The organism is uncultured Victivallis sp. (genome assembly GCA_944389935.1).
Lineage (GTDB): Bacteria > Verrucomicrobiota > Lentisphaeria > Victivallales > Victivallaceae > Victivallis.
In genome coordinates this window covers 19,683-40,988 of record CALXOE010000033.1, presented here as the reverse complement: position 1 = coordinate 40,988, position 21,306 = coordinate 19,683, and the positions used below count along the sequence as shown (strand labels likewise).

Here is a 21,306-nt window from a genome sequence, read left to right as displayed (position 1 = left end):
CTCCCATTATTCCGGTTTGTGGAAGAACATACCACACTGTCTGACTCAAATCCAGATGGGGCTGGCTGGGCGCTTACGATCCCCATCCCCGTGCCCCGGGAAAAATATTTCCATTCGTCAGGGCAGAAAAAAAACCGGGGCAGGCTCTCCTGCTCCGGTTCATTTTTTCGTGGTGCTGACTCAGAAGTAATTCTGTCCGAAATTCGGAACTCCACGATTCCGCTCTTCCTGCGGATAGAACGGAGTCCCATCCGGCTTGACCAGCTTGCAGGTCAGGAAGACAAGCAGATTGCGTTTTTCCGCATTCGTGTAACGGGACTGGAACAACCGACCGATGAAAGGCAGATCACCCAGCACCGGGATCTTGTCGTAGACCACTTCCGTCACATCGGAAGCCACACCGCCGAGCACCACCGTGTCACCATCGTAGACCGTGATCACAGTGTTGATTTCACGACGGTCGAAAATCGGCATCTTGAAGTATTCATCATCATCACCGCTGTCTTCGCCGCCATCCTCCTCATCGGCATTCTGAGCCCGGGCATCAAAGATCATCCACCCGGAGAACGTCTGAATCGGGAACACGATCGGAGCGGTGATGGTCCGGCGGTCACGGTCAATCTCCGGAGTGATGTCGAAAACGATACCGAGTTTGCGCGGTTCGGATTCAAACTGCGGCTGAGGATCGGCACGAATCGTACGCCAGCTCGAAGAGGTCTCGTTCGTATCGCCGTCTGTATTGCTCGTGTCAAGATCGACCGTCTCCCACTCTTCCGGGAAATAACGTTCGGTGACCATCTCGATGTGGGCGGTCTGCCCGGGCAGCGTCGTAACGCGCGGAGAAGCGAGAACATCACCGCTGTCCGCCCAGTTCAGCGCGAACATCGACCCGGTGACGCGCGTACCATCCGAATTTTCCCAGACATAGGAGAACGTACTGTCCGCCAGAGGATCCCGGGCTGCGGTCGTGGCATCGCCGCTGTCATCGCGATAATACCGCATAAGCTCGTTGGAGCTGTTCCCCATCTTGACCGTATGACCGTCAGGACTCAGGGTATCGCGATTGTTGATCGCAAGCTGATAATTGAATGCCAGTTCCTTGAGATTCGTCTGCGAAATCTCGATGAACTTGATCATAATCTGAACCATGGGCTCCTGCTGGTCGAGAACTTCGTTGATCACCGTCTCCACCGCACGGAGATTTTCGACCGTATTGGTCACAATCAGACGGCTGATCCGGCTGTCATAAACGATCGAGGACCCATACGGAAACGGGATGGCATTGTCTCGCTCAAAGTATTCCCGCAGCGCATTGCTGTCTTCGCCGCCGCCGTCAATCGAGGAAAGCGCCGACTGATCAACCGGGAAAATCCGCGTCTCCATCTCATCGAGAGCCACATTCTGCGGGGCGAGAACCACCGCATATTTCTCCACCCGATAACGCATGTTCGCGTTCTTGCAAAGGCTGGCGATCACCTGCATCAGCGTGAGGTTGTTGGTCACAAGGCTGACCGGACGTTCCTCAAACGGAATCGCATTCGGGTCGGCATTCGGGTCGGCATTCGGATCCTGCTGCCAGTTCTGAGGCTGATTCTGCATCGGCGCCTGCTGATAACGCGCCGGATTGTTGGGATTGTTGAAAGCGGGGTCGAGAGGCATCCCGTCCTGCCCCATCGTGCCGTCCTGAGAATTGAGCGAAGAATCGCTGTAGGTGCGCAGAACGATGTTCACACCGAGACGCTCCGGATCAAGGCGACGGCTCTGGTCGCTCAGATTCTTGATCGCAGAGGCGATGGACACATTGTCAAAATCAATCCTCGGAATGATGATGGAGTTGAGTTTCTTCTGCAGAGCACTCTCCTCTTTTTCCACCTGGGAAACAGGACCGTCGAACAGCAAATCGGTTCCGACTTCGCCATCGGAATCAGGGGTGATCGGAATCGCAAATTTCCAGTTGACCTCACCGGTCATCTTCCGGAGAGTATTTGCGAAACGCACCTTGCCGATCCTGCCGATCAACGTATTGGTTGCAAGAACATTCTGCAACGCATCGGCATTGAACGGATCGATCAGCAATACCTCCTGGAATTTGCGCAGCGCCCGGCTGTACTCTCCGGCATTGGCAAGCTCCCGTCCCTGCTGCAGCAGAACCTGGATATCATACTCCTCCCGGGAGTAGTTCGGCATCAATTTGCTCGTGGCAAGATCTTCGCGCTGCTGGGCAGCAGTCTGACGTTTCCGGTAGAACTCGATCTTGGCCTGCAATGCTTCCCGCTCTTCCGGACAATATTTGATCGCTTCCTCACAAAGCTTGATCGCTTCCTCGAAATCCTGCGAGACGGCGCGCTCATCCGCAATCCGCATCGCCTCTTTCGCTTTTTCGATGTAACTTTGCTTGATCATTCGCTGACAGTAAGCTACACGTTCACGGAACTCCGTCGTGCTGAACTGTTCAAACTTCTTCTGAGCCTGGATGTAACAATCCCGGGCCTGCTCAAATTTTTTCTCCGTCAACAGTTTGTTCGCGCGGATCACAAGAGCGTTCGCTTCCGTCTCCACCAACTGCCTGCCGACGTCATACTGGTTGTTCATGACCTGCATTTCAGGCGTGACGACCGGAGCCGGCGAATCCGCCTGCGCGCCCGGCAAACACCCGATGCCGAGTGCAACTGCCAGCCCAAGTAATTTCGACTCTCTATTCAACATATCCTTATGCCTCCGGCGTTAATTTTTACCGATTGAAGTCCGGCGCGCCGTTCTGCTGACCACGGCGAATCGGAATGCCGTCGTTATTCACCAGACGGGTGGTGACAAACAGCAGCAGATTGTTGCGGACGGTATCTTCCGCCTGCGTTGTGAAGAACCGGCCGATAAAAGGCAGATCCCCGAGAATCGGCCACTTATCCGTACGTTTGTTGACAGCACTGTCAATCATGCCGCCAAGAACAATCGTCTCACCATCGTACACCGTGACATTGACACGAAGTTTACGCGAGGAAATCATCGGCATCCAGACATTGAACGTCATCGACTCTTCAACACGTTCGAGGGTCAGCATACCCGGGATCGGAAGTCCGTTCTCGTCCGTCGAATTCACATAACGGGTAATTTCGCCGGTCACGACGATCGGATATTCGTCTTTTCCGATGAAGTTGCGGAACACCGGATTCACATCCAGCGTGATCGTGTAGTTGTCCGGATTCACAACCGGAGTCACGTCAAACGAGATGCCGATATCGTCGAACTCCTCAAAGTCAGGAGTCGGAATCGTGATCGATACCCCGTTGTCGTCATCATCGATTTCATACTCTTCCCAATCGGTCGGGAACCAATAGCTCTTGACCATCTGGACCGAAGCCTTGTTGCCGCTGGTCGTCATGACTTTCGGCGCCGACAGAGTCTCCGTCTTGGAATTCTGACTCAGCGCGTTGATCGTCAAGTAGAGGTTGAACGGAACGTCCGATCCGAAAATGCTCTGCCGCCCGAAAATCGCCGGGAAGATATTGAGCTTGTTGATCACCGCCGTATTGATTCCCCAGAGAGCGTCATTCGAGGTCATGCCGCGCGTGTTCTGCAACCGGTTCGCACCCTGCCCGAACGCCCAACCCTTGTCGGCACCCGCCGCCAGAGAGACGTTACCGTCCGAGTCAAACGACATATTCCGGGAAACCACATCCATCGACCAGTCGAACCCGAGTTCCTGCATGTCGGTTTCACTGATTTCAATACCTTTGATCTCAACCATGACCAGCGGCGTCTGAATCGCATCAAGCTGGCGGATCAGTTCGTCCAGACGACGCAGATTCTCAAGCGTATTGCGAACGATCAGTTTGCTCGCACGCTTGTCATAGGTGATCGAGCTGCCCTGCCCGAACGGAACACCGCGCGCCTGGAAATAACGCATCAACGCCATCGCCGTAACCGACGGCTTGCGCGTGGAAGTGCGATCGAGGAACGTCTTGGACGCCTCACCGCCTTCGCCGCTGACACCGGCATTGGCCGGCGGCTGCTCCTGAGGCATGGGCATACCACCGGCAGCCATTCCCGCCTCGGTCGCATCAGCACTGTCATCACCAGTAATGCTGGAGATCAAATCACCACGCACCTGGAAGTACTGGATCTGCATCTCATCCACATTCGGTCCGATGAAAACACCGGTCGGGTCGACACGGTACTTCAAACCCGTATTCTGGCAGACATACCGGATCACCTCACTCAGAGGAATATGAGACAAGCTCATCGTAATCCGCTGGAAGCTGTCAGGAGTCTGATTTCCGAAACCGTAGGAAATATTTACCCCCTCCTTATCCGGATCGTAGATTTTGCTGCGATCATTCAGATAGCTGAGCACAGACTTCACGTCCATATTCTCAAACTCGATACGGGGGAACACGATCCGCTCCATCTTCGCAAGTGTCCCCTGACCGGCCGGCTCCTTGCGAATTCCCTCTTTCAAATTGGGCTGGACACTGACCGGAAACACCGGCTCAACCCACTGCCACATGTCCGAAGCGAGAATTCCGGCAATGTCGGCCTCACGACGGTGCAGACCCGCCGTATAAATCTTCTTGTAGATGTTATTCATCATCTGAATCGCATCACGCTGGAACGGATCGATCAGATACACCTCTTCGATTCGGGAGATGGCCTCCTCATAGCGCTGAGCCTTGTAGAAAACCTGAGCCTCCGCCAGCAGACGCTTGATCGTCGCTTCATTCGCCTCGTATTGAGGATAGGACGTCGTAACGTTGACCGCCTGGCGAGTCTCCAGCGCATGCTGTCTTGTCCGGCAGAACTCAATGAAAGTCTCTACCTCGACAAGCAGCGGGGAATCCCCCTGAGAGCCATCCTGCTGCTTCTCCGGCTTGGATACATCCATCGCTTCCGTTGCGAGCTGAATCGCGTTCGGATAGCGCTCATCCGCAGCCGCGACGCGGGCCTGACTGAGCAGGTCTTTGCCGCGCGCGACTTTCCGGCTTTCCAGTTCTTTCAAAAAGAGCTGATGCCTCTCCCGGCCGAGAGTTCCGAAATTCTGAGAGGGATCCGCAAGTTCAGCAATAACCGCCTGGAACTCTTTCTTCCCATTCTCGAAGTCCATTTTCCGGGCAGCTTCAATGCGGGCGTCCTGCTCCTCAAATTTCTTGCGGCGCAACGCCTTCTCCTGCGCACTCAACTCGTTGTCTCCCGTTCCGGCCGTCGCAACTGCCGCCGCTGTCTCCGGCTGATCCGCGGCGAATATATCACCGGGAACTCCGGAAAAAGCAACCGCGAAACCAATCGCGACCATACCCCGCGAAAACAGCTTTCGGTTTGAGATTTCCATGCTCGTTGTCTACCTTAATTTGTTAATCGATCGATCTATCTCTGAATTCCAACTTTTGAAATTTTACACTTATCTTCTCATTCCGGGATTCCTGTAACCGGGATTCCTGTAACCGGGATTCCTGTAACCGGGATTCCCGTAACCGGGATTCCCATAGGGAGGATAGCCTTCCTGCATCTCATCCCGGGCCGGCGGAACCTTGACCATCAGGGCCGGCGGAATGCGACCGGAACCGGTAACAAGCATCTTTGTACCATTTTCATCCTCCGTCGAATTCTCCGATTTCGACGGAATCTCAAGAAGCACCGTACCCTCTTTCGCATCGAACTCCTTGACCCGGTAGCTCTCGCTCCCGGTCCGACGGTCTCCGACGCTGAGCGAATCCCCGACCATAACCGTATACTGCCGCTTGTTCGAGATATCCTGCAGAACGGCCTTGTCGGAAAACGACCGGAGCACTCCGCCCATTGCGAGTTTCAGCTTCAGATCGCCGTTCATCTCCTTGAGATTGATGGCAAACAGATCTTTCTTATCCGGCCCGGCGCCCGCCTGGCGGTCGACGCTTTCGATCATGAAAAACCGTCCGTCAACTTCAAGCTCCGTTCCAATCATGTAAAAGCTGCTCATGCCGTTCGCGTCGATTCTCAGCTCCCACTGCTTCGGATCATCGCTGTCCATCGTATTCACGCTGACCAGTTTAATCGGCAGGGCAATACGGCCGACCTCGATCACACGCAGCCGATGCCAGAGCGGCGGGTGATTGCGCACATTGCCCATGTCCGTGTGCATCATATATTCATAGACGTTTGAAAAACCATCGCCGTCAATATCGTAGAAATCGCTGTCCGGATCATTGGAATCAAGTCCATATTCACGACGAATCTCATCCGGAATCGCCGGAACGATGATGTCAGCAGGCGGCTTGACGAATTTATCGCCATTTTCCGCAGCATTGTTGCAAAACGGACAGACCAGCATATCATCCATATATTTGCGGGGAATCAATTTTCCGCAGAACGGACACTTCACAATCTTGAATACATAGGCCAGATCCGTGTAAATACCGTTATCAGATCCGGAGCGCGACCCGGGATTCACCCAGCTCAAGCTCGTCTCCTTGAAAATTCTCGGCACATCGAACGTGGACGCATTCGGATCATGCGTCTGGTAATCCGGCTGCCGCGTCGGAATCTGGAGATGATGATCCTGAATCTCGCTTGTCTGCTGCACGATGCTCAACACGTGAAACATGAGGCCGATGAAAATCAACAGAAGCAAAAGCAGAATCAGCTTTTCGTAGTGTTTCTTCAGAATATCCAAAATAAACCTCCGCTTTCACTAAATTCCGCTGCCGGATTCCATGATATATTCCACATCGATAATCGCACGGCAAAGCCCGTTCCGGCCTACAACCGGCACTCCGTATCCACTCCGGTGATAGTACGGCAAACTCTTTTCCCGTTCAGCAATTTCACGAGCCTGGCGCTCCGCATTCTCCCGCGCCAGACGCTCCTCATCGCTCTCCTGAGTCCGGAAACCTCCTCGACGACCGCCGCGGCGAGGCTGATACATTTCGCGCGAAGACCTCTGCTGCTCCTCAGTCGCCTCTTTCGCCGCAGCGACCTCCGGATTCACCAACGGCAGCGCATCGTCCTCAAGCTGATAGAGAAACACGCTTCGTACCACATAAACGCGGTTATCATGATAGGCCTGATCGAGAATTCCCACAAACTTGCGAATGCTCTCCATTGTCCCGGTCACCTCGATCGAATAATGGAACACGTCGAAACTTCCGGTTTTCTCCGGCTGAATGCCACGCTTGCGGAATGAAACAAAACTCTGAATGCCGGATTCCGTCGAACGCTTTACGATATCACTGAGAATCTCCCAGTGCTGCGCGATCATCGGATAATCCTCGAGCAGATAGCCGCTCGAACTGCCTCCCGGAGCACCATCCGACGTCGGAGCAACCCCGGTCCCGATATCCGTGAACGAAAACGAGAAATAGGTCGCCTCTTCCGAATCGAACTGAATTTTGTCTTTCGTAAGCGCCAGCATGCCATCCCGGAAATTCGTCATCATCAGCAGGAGATTTTCCGGTTTCCCGCCGAGCTTGCGCTGAACACCGAGCGAACTGCGGAAAATTTCATCAATATTCCCCTCGTTGATCGGCTCAGCCGTCGCTTTTTCCGCCACAGAACGAAACGCCTGCATCGCCTCATCCCAGTTGCGGAAGTTATTGCGCTGAAAAAGTTTGTAATTCATCTCCTGCTGGGCGAACACATCGCTCTTTGTCCATTCCGCAATGAACTCCTCCTTGAACTTCTCAAGAGAAACTTCCTCACCGTTCGTGCGACGCAATACGGATATAAACTGATCCAACGCCGGCTGCAACGGGTGTCCGAACGGTTTGCGAATCTGTTCCGCTACCCGCTCATACAATTTCTTGTCCGTCTCAATGAGAGGAATATTCCCCTCAACCGGAGCCGGGGTCTTCTTGATCAGATTCGCAATCTCTTCCCGCAGATTTTCCGTCTGGGTAATGTACTGCCACATCTGCAGATACTGCATTGTCGTCCAGACCAGAAGCCCGATCGTCACAACAAGGGAAATTCCGAGGACGATTATCAGCACCAAATTGTTTTTTACAAATCTATTCACTGTCGTTCTCCGTCCTATTTCCTGATCGGTTCCTTAAGTTTCACCAGAATCTCGAAAGAGCTCAGATTGTACTCTTTCTCCGGAGTGAACTTCACCAGGGAAGAACCACCCTCCACATCTTCAAAAAACTTGGAATCTTTCAGCTGCTTCAAAAACTGCTCTTCCAGAAGATTTGTCCCCATGATCAGGGTATAACCAATCAGACGGAGCTGCTTGACTTCCGTGAGATCTGCCGGAGAGGGCGGAAGATTGGAATCAGGTCCGCCCATCTCTCCCATGGGACCAAACGGCATCCCTCCGCCGAAACCACCGAGTCCGCCGGACCCACTGCTGCTCGAACTGTCATCCGCGGGGACCTCGTCTCCGATCCCCTCAAGACTTGCAACCCACATCGTATCGGGCATTTTCTGTTCGAGTTCCGTCAGCATATTGGTCCATTTTCCGCGATCCTGCAGGAACTGCAGCGGCTCTTCAAAAGAACTTTTGGCTGAATTCAACTGCCCGTACAGACCATCCACCTGCTTGACTTTCTGATTGGTCTTATCCACCTCGACCTGCACCCGTTCCACCCGCTGCCGGTCGAAGTTCAAACGCTTGTGAACACCGTAAGAGAAAATCACCAGACAGGCGATCAGAGAAAATGCCGAAATATAAAAGTAGGGTTTCTTGCGGTTCAGTTCCACCTGGTTCCGGATCGAGGCCGGAATCAGGGAAATGTTGATCGGGCACTGCGTCACGCTGCGCAGACTCATGCCGATCATCTCCTGGAACATCGGTGCAATCGCCTGAAGTGCCTCCTTATCCACGCTCTCATCAATCGTAATCGCCCCGAACGTGTTCAGATACTCCACCGGCAGTCGCAGTTTCTCATTGAAAAAATCTGTGATATACAACATGGTGGAGCCTCCGCCCGCAAGCAGAATCCGACTCGGCTGATGCCCGCCGTGCTGAGAACGCCACACGTTGATCGAGCGGCTCACTTCCCCATGGAGACGTGTCATGACGTTTCGGGCAATCTTTGAAATCGTTGCCGCAACCTCGGACTCCGGCTCCTCGTAGGCTCCTCCGAGCGCGACAAAACCGTGCCGGTGCTTCAGATCCTCCGCCTCGGTAAAACCGATGCCGAACTCTTTGGCAACCTGCTGCGTAATGGTGTCTCCGCCAATCGGAATCGGCCGGATGAACACCCGGTTCTGGTCGGAGATCATCAAGTTGGAACCGCGACCGCCGATATTCAGAATCAATGCGCACTCGTCATCGCGCAACTGCGTTCCCTTCGCTGCGTTGAACAACGCGACCGGAGCGATTTCCACCGAGAGAATCTTCTTCCCGGAATCCTCGATCACATCGGTATAGCGAACAATCTGATCCGTCTTGACTGCGACAAACAGCGCCTCGTACTCCTCGTGGTCCTCGGAAATCTCAATCGTGCTGCCATCCTCCTGCATCTCACTGCGGAGATCTGACCAGGCGTGCCGGATCAACTGATAATCCCAGACCACTTCGCTCATCGCATACGGAACCGTCTGCCGAGCCTCATACTCCACAATCCGGGAAATCGCACTCTTGTTGCCGAGAAGCAGCGGAAGTTTGCTCAATCGCGAGAAAGAGGACTGACCGGATAACGAAAGCCGAACCTGTTTCGCAGTAAAGTTATTCTCCGCAAGCATCTCAAGATAAGTCTGGGCAAACGAGGATTCCTCCCCCTCCCGTTCTTCCAGCTTGCGAAACGCGAACTTGCGAAGCACGATCGCCCCGCCCGGCGGAAAGACGAATTCGGCCATCTTCAAGCTGTCGCCGCCGACGTCAATCGTCAAAACCGTGTTCTCTTTTGGCATTTTAATGATTGTTCCACATGTTCCGCACCGGATGGCATCCCGGCACCGTTGTTATAATAAAACTTATTGATTGTTTCCTACACTCTGCTGCGCCGCGCCTCCCGACTTGAGCAGATCGTAGTCGTCAATGTCCATGAAGGCCCAGGGCGTTTCATTGCGGGGCAGAATCGCCCCGGAAATCTCGGTGGCGGCTCCACTGAGCTTCGAGAAATAATTCGCATACTCTTCATCAGACAAACCGCGCCGACCGTAATAACCGCGGCCGATCACCACGCCGGCCCGATTCAAAAACAGCACTTCAATCGTAAAAGTGTTGCCGAGATTAACCGTACTGGCACTCCCCCCGCTCGGGAGATAACGATCCAGAAGCTGCGGGGGAATCATCATCGTCGCAATGTGTTTGCGATTGTCCAGCGGAATCGTCCAGAACAAACTGCTCCCGGAAAAGTAAAACGCCTGGGTTTTGCCGTCACTCTGCCCGTTGAAGACGGCTCGCACTCTCATTTCCACATCATTGATCCAGGCGTTCCGCATACTCTTCGGTGCCACCGGCGTATAATCCACGGCGATAATCAACCATTTATTCCGCCAGGAGGCACTGGCAGACACAGTAGCATTGCTGGAGTTCCGGATGTTCGGAGCATGGCTCGAACTCAAGTTGATCTTGATTTTCGTAAAGAAATCATCCGCAGCCATCGCCGCCTCAGAGAGAAACAGCGCGACCAGACCGACCAGTAACAGCCACTTTTTCATACGAAAACTTCCCCGCAAACTCCACTACTTCTGTTGTTCACTCGTCGTCGGCGCTTCCGCCGCGGGTTTTTCCTCGGCAACCGGCGCCGCCGTTACCGTCGTCTCAGCGACTCCAGCATCTTCCAGCACCACGGGGCTTTCCAACTGACTTGTCACTCCGGATATCGAGCTCCCGCCGCGGTACCCATGCCCGATCAGCGCCGCCAGCACCAGAGCGAGCAGGAAAAATATCCCCGTCATAATGACCGTCGCCTTGGTCAGATGGCTGCCTACCTGCGCGCCGAACACCGACTCGCCGATTCCGCCGAACGCGGCACCCATCCCGCCGGACTTCGACGGCTGGATCAGAATGATCCCGATCACCAGCAGCGAAATAATCGCCACCAGCACGTACAGAAATACGATCATGTCAATCGCGCCTTATTTTTCTTCGTTGCTTTCGGAATGCGGGAACACAGGACTCCCCGTGTTCCCCATTCCGGGTCCGGTCTAACATTAGCGCTCATCAAAGAAAAAGTCAACCCCTTTTTTCAGAAACAGCACTAATATTATCAATTATTTTTCCAAAAAACCGGAAAAATCAGCCGAGAAGGGCATTGTGAATCAGCTTCGAGAAGCTCTCCGCAACCAGAGCGGCTCCTCCGATCAGGCCGCCGTCGATATTCCGCTGCGCAACGAGTTCTTTCGCATTCTCCGCTTTCATGCTCCCGCCGTACTGAATGCGGACACCCTCGCCGATCTCACGGCCGAACATATCATTGAGCGTCATGCGGATGAAATTGTGGGTCTCCTCCGCGACCTCCGGCGTCGCGGTCTTGCCGGTGCCGATCGCCCAGACCGGCTCGTAGGCGATCACGACTTTCGCCATCTCCTCCTTGCTGAGACCGGCGAGTCCGCCTTCGAGCTGCGTGAACAGAACTTTCTCCGTTTTCCCGGACTCACGGTCTTCGAGCATCTCACCGACGCAGACAATCGGCGTGAAACCGGCCGCCAGCGCAGCTTTCACACGCTTGTTGACCGTCTCATCGGTCTCACCGAAATACTGCCGGCGCTCGCTGTGCCCGATGATCACATATTCCACGCCGAGCTCCTTGAGCATATCAGCGGAAATTTCACCGGTGAAAGCACCGTTCGCCGCCCAGTGGATATTCTGCGCTCCGAGCTTGATGTTGCTGCCTTTGATCGCTTCGCCAACCGCGGCGATCGTCGTGAACGGCGGGCAGACAACGATATCCGCCTTGTCGGCGGGAACATCGGCAACCAGCCCTTTCAACGCCTCCACGAGCGCTTTCCCCTCGGCAGCGGTCTTGTTCATCTTCCAGTTTCCGGCGATAATGACTTTACGGCTCATATTCTTCCCTCTCTACGTTTATAAAGTATGTGCCATGACAAAGAAGTGTCAATAAGAAAAATATCACGCCCACGAACATTTTGCAACCCTTAAGGCGTTGAACATCTGCGATTCATCGTTTTTTTACTTGGGAAATCCGAAGCGTTACTTCTTTTTGACCGCAACAGCCGTCGCAGATTGACTGCGCCGCCACAGAATCCACAGAGAAAAGAAACCGGTCGACGAATCCGTGATCTGAATGTCCTCGACATCCGCTTTCATCTGCCTGGCCCACCCCCGAAGCATGCCGGCCGTATATTTGTTCTCAATCCGATTCCGGAATGTGGTGTAATCACGCCGGTTCGGCCGGTTCGGGTTGCCGCTCCAGAGCGGAATATAATAGAAGAGAAAAAGTCCCCAGTTGCTTCCCTCGAGATTCGCAAGAACGCGGGCTCCGGTCGAACTGGTCTGCCCCTCGACCGCCGGAAATGATTTCACAACCGACGTGTTGCACCCCATCCCCCCGGCAAGTATCGCTGCCGCGAGCATGGACGTCACGAAAAATTTCTTCATGGGAGTCTCCCTCTGGTTGTCTTTGACCGTAATCCTTTAATTTAGACGGTCAACCATGAATTTGCAAGTCCGCAGCCGCCGCAGAAAATGCAATCTGCCGGAATCGATTCCGCAATAAAAAACAAACATCCGTGTTACAATATGCTCACAATACGCGGATATCTTATATTCCGAACCACTCCCGGACATACAGGAAAGGAACATCACATGAAATGGATTCTCACGGCAGCCGCCATTGCCGCCGGCACTCTGCCCACCCTCCTCTCTGCCGCTCCTCCATCTCCGGAGAGCTCCCGGACCATCCGGCTGGTCCAGGACGACGCACAGGAGTACATGGCCTCCAGGGTTTATCGCTTGAATTACCTGAAAGCAGACGATATCACACCCTTTCTTCTCGGAGTTCTCAAACGCAGCAATACCCAGTCGACCGTCAACCGCATCAACTACAAGGCGGGAAATGAACAACTTCTTACGGTAAGCTGTCCCGCCCGATTGATACCCTATGTCGACGATATGCTCTCCAAACTCGACCGTCCCTCCCGAATCACCGGCCGGGGACAGGGCGATCCGATCCGCGGCACCGGAATCACCCGGCGCGTCTATCCGGCCCGATTCCGATCCGCGAAAACCATGGTCGACGTGATGACCGGAACCGGTGTCAACGGCGGCGTCGACTCGTTCGTCGGCTACGATGCCACCACAAACCTGATCTACTGGAAAGATGACTTCAACAAAAGCAACGATCTCATGAAATACCTCGCCTGGCTCGACCGGCCGGTCCCGATGGTCAATTTCGTGTTCACGATCTACGAGGTGCGCGAAAGCACGCTGCGCGACCTCGGAATCGACTATCTGAGCTGGCGCAACGGCCCCGGACTCGATCTGCTGCAAATCGGTTATGATGCAATGAGCCTCGATTCGGCAGGTACTGCGGCGCTGTCAGCGGCCTCGGGCGGCTTCGGAGGATTCCTCATCGCGCCGCAGTTCGATGCGAGTTTCATCCGCATGCTTGAACAGAACGGCAGGGCCAGCATCGCAAACAGCGCGACCTTGACCGTCGCCAACAGCGAAAACGAAAGTTATTCCACCGGATTTTCCCCTCAATCTCAGGCGATTTTCAAACGGGACAACGATCAGCTGCAGGTCGGGATCTCCGGCGTCGGCATGAAAGGAGGGCTTCGACCGCAGGAGTCGGCAGCGGAAGCGTCCAACCCGCTGTTGAATTCCGACGAGCCACCGCCGCCGCTCTCACTGACCATCTCCGCCCCCCGGATCAATCTGCGCGGACCGTCCGATGCCGGAACCGGGCTCCCATCCGGAGAGGATTCTTCCCGCCAGGCGGTTGTAACGTTTCACTACCTCATCCGGACCGCCGACGTGGTCGAACGCAACAATTACGGCGCGGAACTCGCCGAAGTCAGCACGGTGACCGGAGACTGCAATCTGCTCACCGGAAGCGAAAAACTGCTCGCAAGCTGGAGCCGGGAGAGCGAAGTCGAACAGACGATCGGCATCCCGTTTCTCATGGAGATTCCACTCCTGAAATATCTGTTCAGCACCACAACGGTCAACCGGGAAAAAACCTGCTTCTTCATCACCGCGCGCGGGACACTCGTGCATCCGGACACGTTGCCGACCGAATACGGCGGCCAGCTCAAGTCGCTCAGTGAACTGATCCCGTTCGACCCCACCCGATAACTCAGGAGAATGAAAATGTCACAGAAATACGGATTTGCCGTCCTGCTCGCTTTCGCCGTGATCCCCCTGGCCGCCGCACCGGGAGATTCGGCCTCGACGCCTCTCTACACGGACAGCGTTCTCTCGGGAAGTGTCGAGGCCGCTACGCGCTCCCTGCCGTCCCCGGGAATCCCGCGCAACGAAAACAACGCCGATACCGCCAGTTACATGGACACCCAGGTCCAGGCGCAGCTCCGGATCGATCTCGATGAAAAGCTCGACACCGTCCATTTCATCCGCGACAACAACGATCCGAAAGTCGTGACGAAAACCTATCTGCTCCGGCACGCCGAACCTTACGCGCTGCGCTCCTACCTGCGCGAAATGGTCCAGACGCGGCGGGTTTCCGGCAGCGACACGGCTGTCGAATGTCTGAAATTCGAGGACGGAACCGGCGTTCTGTTCGTTTCCGCCGAAGAGTACCGCTTCCGGGATTCCGAAAACGGAATGGGAATCGACGCAATCGTGGAACGGCTTGACCAGCCGGGACTCCTGAACAGCTCCGGGCAGCCGAAATACGTCTACTTCCCCGCAAACGTCCCGGCCGCCGTCCTCGAGGAGATGGTCAAACATGTCGGCATGAATGTCTCGGGCGACACGGCTGAACTCATCGGCGGCAAAGACAAGGTGATGCTCGACCCCGATTTGAACTGCCTCTTCTTCAACACGGCCGGATATTCGCGCAAAAACATCGAAGAGATGCTCCGTCGCTATGACGTTCCTCTTCCGGAAATCCGGATTCGTTTCCGTGTCTATGAACTTTATGCCGAAAACGACGAAAAGCTCGGAATCGATTTTCAGTCATGGAAAAACAACGCCGGCATGGAACTCTTCAGCGCGGGGGGACGCTACCGCGACAACTGGGCTGCGACTTACGGCGGCACGATGGCCCGCCCGCAGGGCTCGGAACGCACGAGTTTCTACCATTTCAATCCGAAGTGGAACACCCGCTACCTCGACTTCCTCGCAAGCCGCGGCAAAGCCGGAATCGCCCACTCCGGCGAGGTGACGGTCCGTCAGAATTCAACCAGCACGCTGGAACGCACAACCCAGCTCTTTTCCATCGACACCACCGTTCCGGCCCCGAAGACGGAAGAACAGCCCGACGGCAGCCACGCTCAGATTTTCGACGAGATTCTCCCGGCATTCGGCAGGGAGTCGCAGGAGACCGGAATCGCGGTCGACAAGGCCAACCAGCAGACCGTCACCCGAGATCCGAACTCCTACGGATTTTTCATGACGGTCAAGGCGCTCTCGATCGCGCCGGAGGCGGCCATTCTGAAACTCACGCTGAAAAACTCTTCCCTCATCGGCTACCAGTCGACCGGCGCTCCGCGCATTCAGGAGGGGAACACCGTCACCACCGATGTGATGGTGTCCACACAACGCAATCGCTTCGTCGTCGGCGGGCTGGAGAAACGGGAGATCGTCCGCGGATCGACCGGCGTTCCGTTTCTCAAAGACCTCCCGCTGCTCGGCTACCTCTTCCAGGTCGAATCGGAGTCGACCCGCAAATCGCAGATGGTTCTGGTCGCGGAATGCGAATACCTCCTCCCCGACAGCGCCATGCCGGTTGAGACCGCAGAACAACTCAAAAAGATCGATATCGCGACCGCCGACGCCGGGGAGAAAAATCTCCATTTCTACCGCCAGCACGGTCTCGACCGCTGAATCCGCTCCGATTCGGACGAAAAACGGCGGAACCGGAGTTTTCGATTCCGCCGTACGTTCTTCTCCGCAGAGAATCACTCCTTCTCTTCGGGGCGTTTCGCGCCGTCGGGTTCCCTGCGGCGTTCGGCCCGCTGCTTGAGCTGTTCCAGGAACTTCTCCGGCTGCTTCATGGATTCCACACCCCGGGTCAGGAACCGGACGGAACGCTCCAGAGCTTCCACACGTTTTTCGCTTTCCTTCTCCCCGGCAGTCTGCGCCGCCTTGAGTTCCTCCCGCTGCCGCTCGAGCGCTCTCTCATAAATTGCCCGGAGCGACTCAATCTGCGCGGTCACTTCAGGGGTGACGGCTTCGGCTTTCAGGAGTGCGAGCGTGATCTCGCGGGCCTCGCGTCCCTCTTCCGGAGTCAAGACTTTTCCGAACGGTCCGCGGGCTTCCCGGCGCCCCGGCTCCGGACGTTTTCCGTCCGGGCGACGGCGTTCTTCCGGACGCATATGTTCGGCACGCGGCGGCCCCTGCGGTTTTTCCCAGCTGGGACGAAGCAGACGCTCAAGCTGGCGATCGATCTCCTGATCCTTGTTCTCGAGTCGCTCTCTCTCGCGGGCGAGCATCTTTTCGACCCGTTCGATCGCGAACATCTGCTGCAATTCAAACCGCTCGGTGATCCGCTCTTTCAGGGCGGCTTTCGTCGAATCGTTCGGCTCCGCGCGGTAGGCGGCGAGCGCTTCCGCAATCCTGCGATTGAGTTCTTCGAGCTTCATGCGCTGCTCCTCGCTCAATCCGGGTCCACGCCTCTCCCGTCCCGGACGCGGCAGCGGTTTTCCCGGGCGGGGGCGGTCTCCGGGCGGCGGCGGGAGTTCTTCCGGCCGCTGCTGTTCGCCGGGCGGCGGCGGCGCATCCCCCTCCGCGGCAAACGCGGAGAACGGTGTCACGGTCAGCGAGAAAGCCAGTGCGGCCAACGGCAATGTCCATTTTCCAGTCATAATTACCACCTCTCTTCTGCTGTTTCGGGCCCCTCCACCGGGCCTTTGCACAGATAACGCCGCGGCGAGCCGGAATATTGTGTTTCCCGGAAAAAATCCGCTGATTCCCCTCAAAATCGGATAGTCCGTCACTTTTCCGTCACTTCCCCGTCATATTTCCGGAACAGGAAAAGACACTTTCTTTTTTTCAAAACTCCGCTTCCAGTTGAAATGCGCCGGGAAACGATTATCTTGCAGTTTGGTCCAAGCCGGTACAGGATCGAGCCGGGAATGGGTATCCTGAGGGGAAAAGTTGACAAATTTCCCGATTCAGTAGAAGCTTTGTCAACTCCCGTTTCCGACGGCGCGCCGGAAAAACGGGAATCATCCGGATACCGGGAACGAACCGGACCGGGAACGCAATCAACGGCCGGCAAGGCCGGAAATAACGGAGAAAGCCTGTCATGCAAAACGAAACGAATCCTCTTGAATCAATTCCCGCCGCTCTCTGCAGCCATGCGGAAAGGGCCGTCAATGTCCTGACGGTGGAACGGGCATTGATCGATCGATTTTCCCATCAGCGGATCGTTCCGGAATATGAACGCATCCACTATGGCGTCCTCGAGCCGGATGAGGTCGGCCTCGCTCTCGCCCTCCAGACCTGCCGCCGAATGAGCACCCCGGGGAAGCTCCGGCTCGAATTCACGTTGTGGGGACGCAGTTGCCGCGCCGACGAGTTCAGAAGCTGGTTCCGGAAGTTCCCGGGCAAACTCCCGAAAAACGGGTGCAGAATCGACCTGCCCGGAGGATCGCGCATCGCACTTGCCGAATTGAGTGCGCCGCTCGGCACGCTGTTTGAACCCGAACGGCTGCTCGGAATCCCCGTCCTGAACGGAATCATGTTCCTCTCGGCGGAACTGGATCTGCTCGAGTCCTGTTTTCATGCTGACGATGCCCCCGCCATCGGCGACCTCCTGGTCGAAGAGAAACGACTGCCGCTGCTCGAACTCGAACGCTCTGCCGGAGAGTATCTTCAACGCAGATTGCGCAAACCGGTCGAAGTGGAACTCGATTCGCTCTCGCCGCTGCGGCGGCGCGGCGGCGCGGAACTCCGGCTCAGGGTGGCTTTGCCGGGAAGCGATCCGGCAGCACTCGCCGCCCGTTTCCCGATCCTCCGGCCGGAGTTTCAAAACCCCGCCGACGCTCCGCTGGCCATGCTGCCCGACACCGTCTGCGCAGATTACTTCACAATCCTCTGCATCTACGGCAACCCTTGAGAAACGATTCGCATTTCCGCCCCGGTCAGACCGAACCAGCGTGCGATCAGAGTCTCAAATTCCGGGTCAGGAGCCGCCAGCCATGCGGCCGCCTCCGCTCCGGAGAGCTGCGGGAAAGGCAGTTCGCCGAGATCTTTCCGTAGAATCTTGCAGGTGCCGAACCTCTTGACGTACAGAAATCCGATCAGCCGGGAGTTCAGGTAGCGCGCCACAAGTTCAGCCTGCCAGAACGGCAGCCGGGGAATCAGCACATTCGCACTGTTCAGCGTGAGAGTCCCCCCGCGATCGACCGCACAAACCGGCCGCGTCGCAATAAAACGGTAGACCAGTTTCGGAACGGCACGATAACAGCAAAACGGCGCGCTCTGCTGCAGTTTTCCCGGCCGCAGATAGCAATGCGGCTCCCGAAGATGATTCGGCTGAATGTCACAGCCGCGCAGAATCGGCTGCGCACCCGGTTCCGGCTCATGCGTCAGGAGCCGGGCGTTGTCCCCGGTTACGATTCCGAGCGCCCAGTCCGCATTCCCGGAGAGCGTAATTCCGCCCCGCCGGAAAATCTTGTCCACGATCTCCCGTTCCCCGGCAGTCACTCCGGTTTCGATGGCGCAGTCCGCCCGTTCCGCCACGCGATGCTGCGCACGCTCCTCCCGCCCGGACTCACGCAGAATCACGATGCTGTGCCCCGCGGGCGCCGGAGCCCGGACCGCATCGATCCGCACCACCGGCGTAAAAACCCCCGGGAAACAACGACCCAGCAGCTCAATCGTGTCGATCCGGCACGACTCCAGCAACCTGCGCCGCAAAGAAGCATGCGCGGCGATGTTCAGCACCGCCTCCGGCAGTAGAAATGACATCCTGCCGCCCTCCTTGAGAAAACGCAGCGCCTGGCGGATGAAGAGCGCAAAACTCTCCTCCCCCTCCGCCGCCGCCCCGCCCCACGGCGGATTCGTCGCAACCAGGTCGAATCTCCCATACTCCGCCCGCAGCATCCGGCCGGACAGCGCATTCCCGCGGAAAACCCGCGGCGCGAACTCCTCCCCGGGAAAGGCAAGCAGCAGATTGATCTTCGCAAGCTCCACCGCGATCGGATCGCAGTCGATGCCGCAAATCTGTTCCGGCCTCAGCCCGAGTACGACCGCGGCCCGCACCAGATAGTGCCCGCTGCCGCAGCAGGGATCGAGATAACGCTCCGCCCCGCGCCCGGATGACAGCGATTCGTCCACAAGCGCGGTCGGAGTATAATAGGTTCCGCCCTGCGCGCGGCGACCGATCGAAGAGAGCGCCTGATAAAGTTCTCCGAGCGATTCGTCGTCCTGCATCCCGGGCAGCGACTGCAGGAACCGGAACAGCCGTCCGTCCGGAGCGCTTTTCAACCGCAGCCGCCAGGTCTCCATCACCTCTGACACCGATCTGCGCCCAAAGCGAAACGTTCCATCTTCCTCCCGGTATTCCGCCTCTCCCGCAGCCGCCAATCGCTTCAACGCGGCCGCATACATGGCGTTCTCCAGAGCGAGATGAAGCGACCGGAAGCACTTGACGCTCTTTCGATACCGTCCCCGCGCCAGCCGCGCCGCAGAACGGCTCTTATTCGCCCTGCGGGTCAATTTTTCTCCTCCGCCGTCACGGCGAAATGCCGCGACCGCCTCCGGCGCAAACCGATAAGGCGTCACCTGCGCCGGAGTCAGCAGCCCGAGGCGCACCCAGTTGTGCACCGTCGCCCGGCAGACGCCGAGACGAATCGCCACCTCCCGCAGGGAGATCAGTTCTGTTTTCTTTTCCATGCCGCCTATCATATCACGTCCTGTGAAAATAATCAACCGGATCGGCATAAAAAAAGCGGCTTTCGCATTCCGCAAAAACCGCTTTCCGTGGATTCGGGCAGTGCCCGCTCCCCCCACCTTACTTGTCGGAGAGCGCCACCACGCCGGGGAGCTCCTTGCCCTCGAGATACTCGAGCGAAGCACCGCCGCCGGTCGAAATATGGCTCATCTTCTCAGCCAGACCAGACTTGTTCACCGCCGAAACACTGTCGCCACCGCCGATGATCGAAACTCCGCCGTTGGCCTTGACTTCCGCCACGGCCTTGCAGATTCCGAACGTGCCGTTCGCGAATTTCGGCATTTCAAAGCAGCCCATCGGTCCGTTCCAGACCACGGTCTTCGCATTCTTAATCGCCTCGGAATAGAGCTCAACGGTCTTCGGGCCGATGTCCAGACCCATCCAGCCGTCCGGAATGTCGTCACCGACGATCTGCGTATTCGCTTCCGCGTCGAACTTGTCCGCCGCGACGTTGTCGATCGGCAGCAGGAAGTTGACCTTGAGCTCTTTCGCTTTCTCAATCATCTCTTTGGCATAGTCAAGCTGGTCGAGCTCGCAGAGCGAGTTGCCGACGTTGTGCCCCTGCGCTTTCAGAAACGTGTAGGCCATGCCGCCGCCGATGATGAGCGTATCAACTTTGGAGAGCAGATTCTTGACCACGGCGAGTTTGTCGGAAACTTTCGCACCGCCGAGAATCGCCACGAACGGACGAACCGGATTCTCCACCGCGCTGCCGAGGTAGGCGATCTCTTTCTCCATCAGGAAACCAGCCACCGCCGGGGTCAGGAATTTCGTGATGACCGCGGTCGAGGCGTGGGCGCGGTGCGCCGTGCCGAATGCGTCGTTGCAGTAGATGTCACCGTAAGAAGCGAGTTTCTCCGCGAGTTTAAGCTGCTTTTCTTTCATCGCGGCTTTCTTCGCCTTGTACTCCTCGTCGGTCATGTCGTCCTTTTTCTTGACCTTGCCCTGCTCCTCGGCGTAGAAGCGGGTGTTTTCGAGCATGACCACGTCGCCGGGCTTCATCGCGGCGACTTCCTTGTCGGCATTCGCGCAGTCAGGCGCAAACACGACCGGCTTGCCGAGCAGCTTCGACAGATATTCCGCGACCGGCTTCAGGCTGAAATCAGCCTCGTATCCCTTTTCCGCCGGACGGCCGAGGTGGCTCATCAGCACGAGGCTGCCGCCGTTGTCGAGCACGTATTTGATCGACGGGAGCGCACCCTTGATCCGGGTATCATCCTTGATGACCCCGTCTTTGATCGGAACGTTGAAATCCACGCGCATAACGACGCGCTTGCCTTTGAGATCGACGTCGCGAAGAGTTTTCTTATTCATGATATTTCCCCTTCATAGGTTGGTGACATGT

At 56.5% G+C, this 21,306-nt stretch carries 15 protein-coding genes; 3 read left to right on the top strand and 12 right to left on the bottom strand.

The window, feature by feature from the left end:
- Nucleotides 1–180 precede the first annotated feature (180 nt).
- The 9 genes from Q0J85_RS10530 to Q0J85_RS10490 all read right to left on the bottom strand — a co-directional run bounded on the left by Q0J85_RS10530 (nucleotide 181) and on the right by Q0J85_RS10490 (nucleotide 12,478).
- On the bottom strand, nucleotides 181–2,706 hold the full coding sequence (locus Q0J85_RS10530) for a hypothetical protein (RefSeq protein ID WP_294481235.1): 2,526 nt from the start codon (nucleotides 2,704–2,706) through the stop codon (nucleotides 181–183).
- A gap of 25 nt (nucleotides 2,707–2,731) precedes the next feature.
- Entirely contained in the window at nucleotides 2,732–5,323 is a 2,592-nt protein-coding gene (locus Q0J85_RS10525) for a hypothetical protein (protein ID WP_294481234.1), read from the bottom strand.
- Between the two features lie 69 nt (nucleotides 5,324–5,392).
- Complete coding sequence (locus Q0J85_RS10520) at nucleotides 5,393–6,643, bottom strand: hypothetical protein (RefSeq protein WP_294481233.1); 1,251 nt, start codon at nucleotides 6,641–6,643, stop codon at nucleotides 5,393–5,395.
- Nucleotides 6,644–6,661: 18 nt separating this feature from the next.
- Nucleotides 6,662–7,984, bottom strand: coding sequence for a hypothetical protein (locus Q0J85_RS10515; protein ID WP_294481230.1), 1,323 nt, complete (start codon nucleotides 7,982–7,984; stop codon nucleotides 6,662–6,664).
- 14 nt (nucleotides 7,985–7,998) lie between these two features.
- Nucleotides 7,999–9,822 carry a pilus assembly protein PilM gene (pilM, locus tag Q0J85_RS10510; RefSeq protein ID WP_294481226.1) on the bottom strand — a complete coding sequence of 608 codons (1,824 nt, stop codon included), beginning with the start codon at nucleotides 9,820–9,822 and terminating at the stop codon, nucleotides 7,999–8,001.
- 63 nt (nucleotides 9,823–9,885) lie between these two features.
- On the bottom strand, nucleotides 9,886–10,575 hold the full coding sequence (locus Q0J85_RS10505; RefSeq protein ID WP_294481224.1) for a hypothetical protein: 690 nt from the start codon (nucleotides 10,573–10,575) through the stop codon (nucleotides 9,886–9,888).
- A 24-nt stretch (nucleotides 10,576–10,599) separates the two neighbouring features.
- Nucleotides 10,600–10,983: a preprotein translocase subunit SecG gene (gene secG / locus Q0J85_RS10500; RefSeq protein ID WP_294481222.1), complete on the bottom strand. Its 384-nt coding sequence runs from the start codon at nucleotides 10,981–10,983 to the stop codon at nucleotides 10,600–10,602.
- A gap of 172 nt (nucleotides 10,984–11,155) precedes the next feature.
- The gene (gene tpiA / locus Q0J85_RS10495; protein WP_294481220.1) at nucleotides 11,156–11,926 is read right to left on the bottom strand and encodes a triose-phosphate isomerase; all 771 of its coding nucleotides are present in this window, start codon (nucleotides 11,924–11,926) and stop codon (nucleotides 11,156–11,158) included.
- A gap of 144 nt (nucleotides 11,927–12,070) precedes the next feature.
- Nucleotides 12,071–12,478, bottom strand: coding sequence for a hypothetical protein (locus Q0J85_RS10490; protein WP_294481218.1), 408 nt, complete (start codon nucleotides 12,476–12,478; stop codon nucleotides 12,071–12,073).
- A gap of 207 nt (nucleotides 12,479–12,685) precedes the next feature.
- On the opposite strand from Q0J85_RS10490, the gene Q0J85_RS10485 reads away from it, so the two are divergent.
- Nucleotides 12,686–14,176 (top strand): hypothetical protein, encoded by a 1,491-nt coding sequence (locus Q0J85_RS10485; protein ID WP_294481215.1) that lies wholly within the window; start codon nucleotides 12,686–12,688, stop codon nucleotides 14,174–14,176.
- Between the two features lie 15 nt (nucleotides 14,177–14,191).
- Nucleotides 14,192–15,886: a hypothetical protein gene (locus Q0J85_RS10480; protein ID WP_294481212.1), complete on the top strand. Its 1,695-nt coding sequence runs from the start codon at nucleotides 14,192–14,194 to the stop codon at nucleotides 15,884–15,886.
- Nucleotides 15,887–15,960: 74 nt separating this feature from the next.
- Here Q0J85_RS10480 and Q0J85_RS10475 read toward each other — a convergent pair whose 3' ends face one another.
- On the bottom strand, nucleotides 15,961–16,866 hold the full coding sequence (locus Q0J85_RS10475) for a hypothetical protein (protein ID WP_294481210.1): 906 nt from the start codon (nucleotides 16,864–16,866) through the stop codon (nucleotides 15,961–15,963).
- A gap of 443 nt (nucleotides 16,867–17,309) precedes the next feature.
- Here Q0J85_RS10475 and Q0J85_RS10470 point away from each other — a divergent pair, with 443 nt between their 5' ends.
- On the top strand, nucleotides 17,310–18,122 hold the full coding sequence (locus Q0J85_RS10470; RefSeq protein ID WP_294481208.1) for a hypothetical protein: 813 nt from the start codon (nucleotides 17,310–17,312) through the stop codon (nucleotides 18,120–18,122).
- On the opposite strand, the gene Q0J85_RS10465 is transcribed toward Q0J85_RS10470, so the two are convergent.
- Nucleotides 18,107–19,903, bottom strand: coding sequence for an N-6 DNA methylase (locus tag Q0J85_RS10465; RefSeq protein WP_294481207.1), 1,797 nt, complete (start codon nucleotides 19,901–19,903; stop codon nucleotides 18,107–18,109). The genes Q0J85_RS10470 and Q0J85_RS10465 overlap by 16 nt on opposite strands.
- Nucleotides 19,904–20,021: 118 nt before the next feature.
- Nucleotides 20,022–21,275, bottom strand: a complete 1,254-nt coding sequence (pgk, locus tag Q0J85_RS10460; protein ID WP_294481205.1) for a phosphoglycerate kinase — start codon at nucleotides 21,273–21,275, stop codon at nucleotides 20,022–20,024.
- Nucleotides 21,276–21,306: the final 31 nt, after the last annotated feature.

Excerpts from the sequence above, each read along its gene's own strand:
- pilM (WP_294481226.1), bottom strand. The coding sequence starts at position 9,822 with ATGCCAAAAGAGAACACGGTTTTGACGATTGACGTCGGCGGCGACAGC.
- Q0J85_RS10525 (WP_294481234.1), bottom strand. The coding sequence starts at position 5,323 with ATGGAAATCTCAAACCGAAAGCTGTTTTCGCGGGGTATGGTCGCGATT.
- tpiA (WP_294481220.1), bottom strand. The coding sequence starts at position 11,926 with ATGAGCCGTAAAGTCATTATCGCCGGAAACTGGAAGATGAACAAGACC.
- Q0J85_RS10465 (WP_294481207.1), bottom strand. The coding sequence starts at position 19,903 with ATGGAAAAGAAAACAGAACTGATCTCCCTGCGGGAGGTGGCGATTCGT.
- Q0J85_RS10530 (WP_294481235.1), bottom strand. The coding sequence starts at position 2,706 with ATGTTGAATAGAGAGTCGAAATTACTTGGGCTGGCAGTTGCACTCGGC.
- Q0J85_RS10505 (WP_294481224.1), bottom strand. The coding sequence starts at position 10,575 with ATGAAAAAGTGGCTGTTACTGGTCGGTCTGGTCGCGCTGTTTCTCTCT.
- Q0J85_RS10470 (WP_294481208.1), top strand. The coding sequence starts at position 17,310 with ATGCAAAACGAAACGAATCCTCTTGAATCAATTCCCGCCGCTCTCTGC.
- Q0J85_RS10480 (WP_294481212.1), top strand. The coding sequence starts at position 14,192 with ATGTCACAGAAATACGGATTTGCCGTCCTGCTCGCTTTCGCCGTGATC.
- secG (WP_294481222.1), bottom strand. The coding sequence starts at position 10,983 with ATGATCGTATTTCTGTACGTGCTGGTGGCGATTATTTCGCTGCTGGTG.
- Q0J85_RS10490 (WP_294481218.1), bottom strand. The coding sequence starts at position 12,478 with ATGAAGAAATTTTTCGTGACGTCCATGCTCGCGGCAGCGATACTTGCC.
- pgk (WP_294481205.1), bottom strand. The coding sequence starts at position 21,275 with ATGAATAAGAAAACTCTTCGCGACGTCGATCTCAAAGGCAAGCGCGTC.
- Q0J85_RS10485 (WP_294481215.1), top strand. The coding sequence starts at position 12,686 with ATGAAATGGATTCTCACGGCAGCCGCCATTGCCGCCGGCACTCTGCCC.
- Q0J85_RS10475 (WP_294481210.1), bottom strand. The coding sequence starts at position 16,866 with ATGACTGGAAAATGGACATTGCCGTTGGCCGCACTGGCTTTCTCGCTG.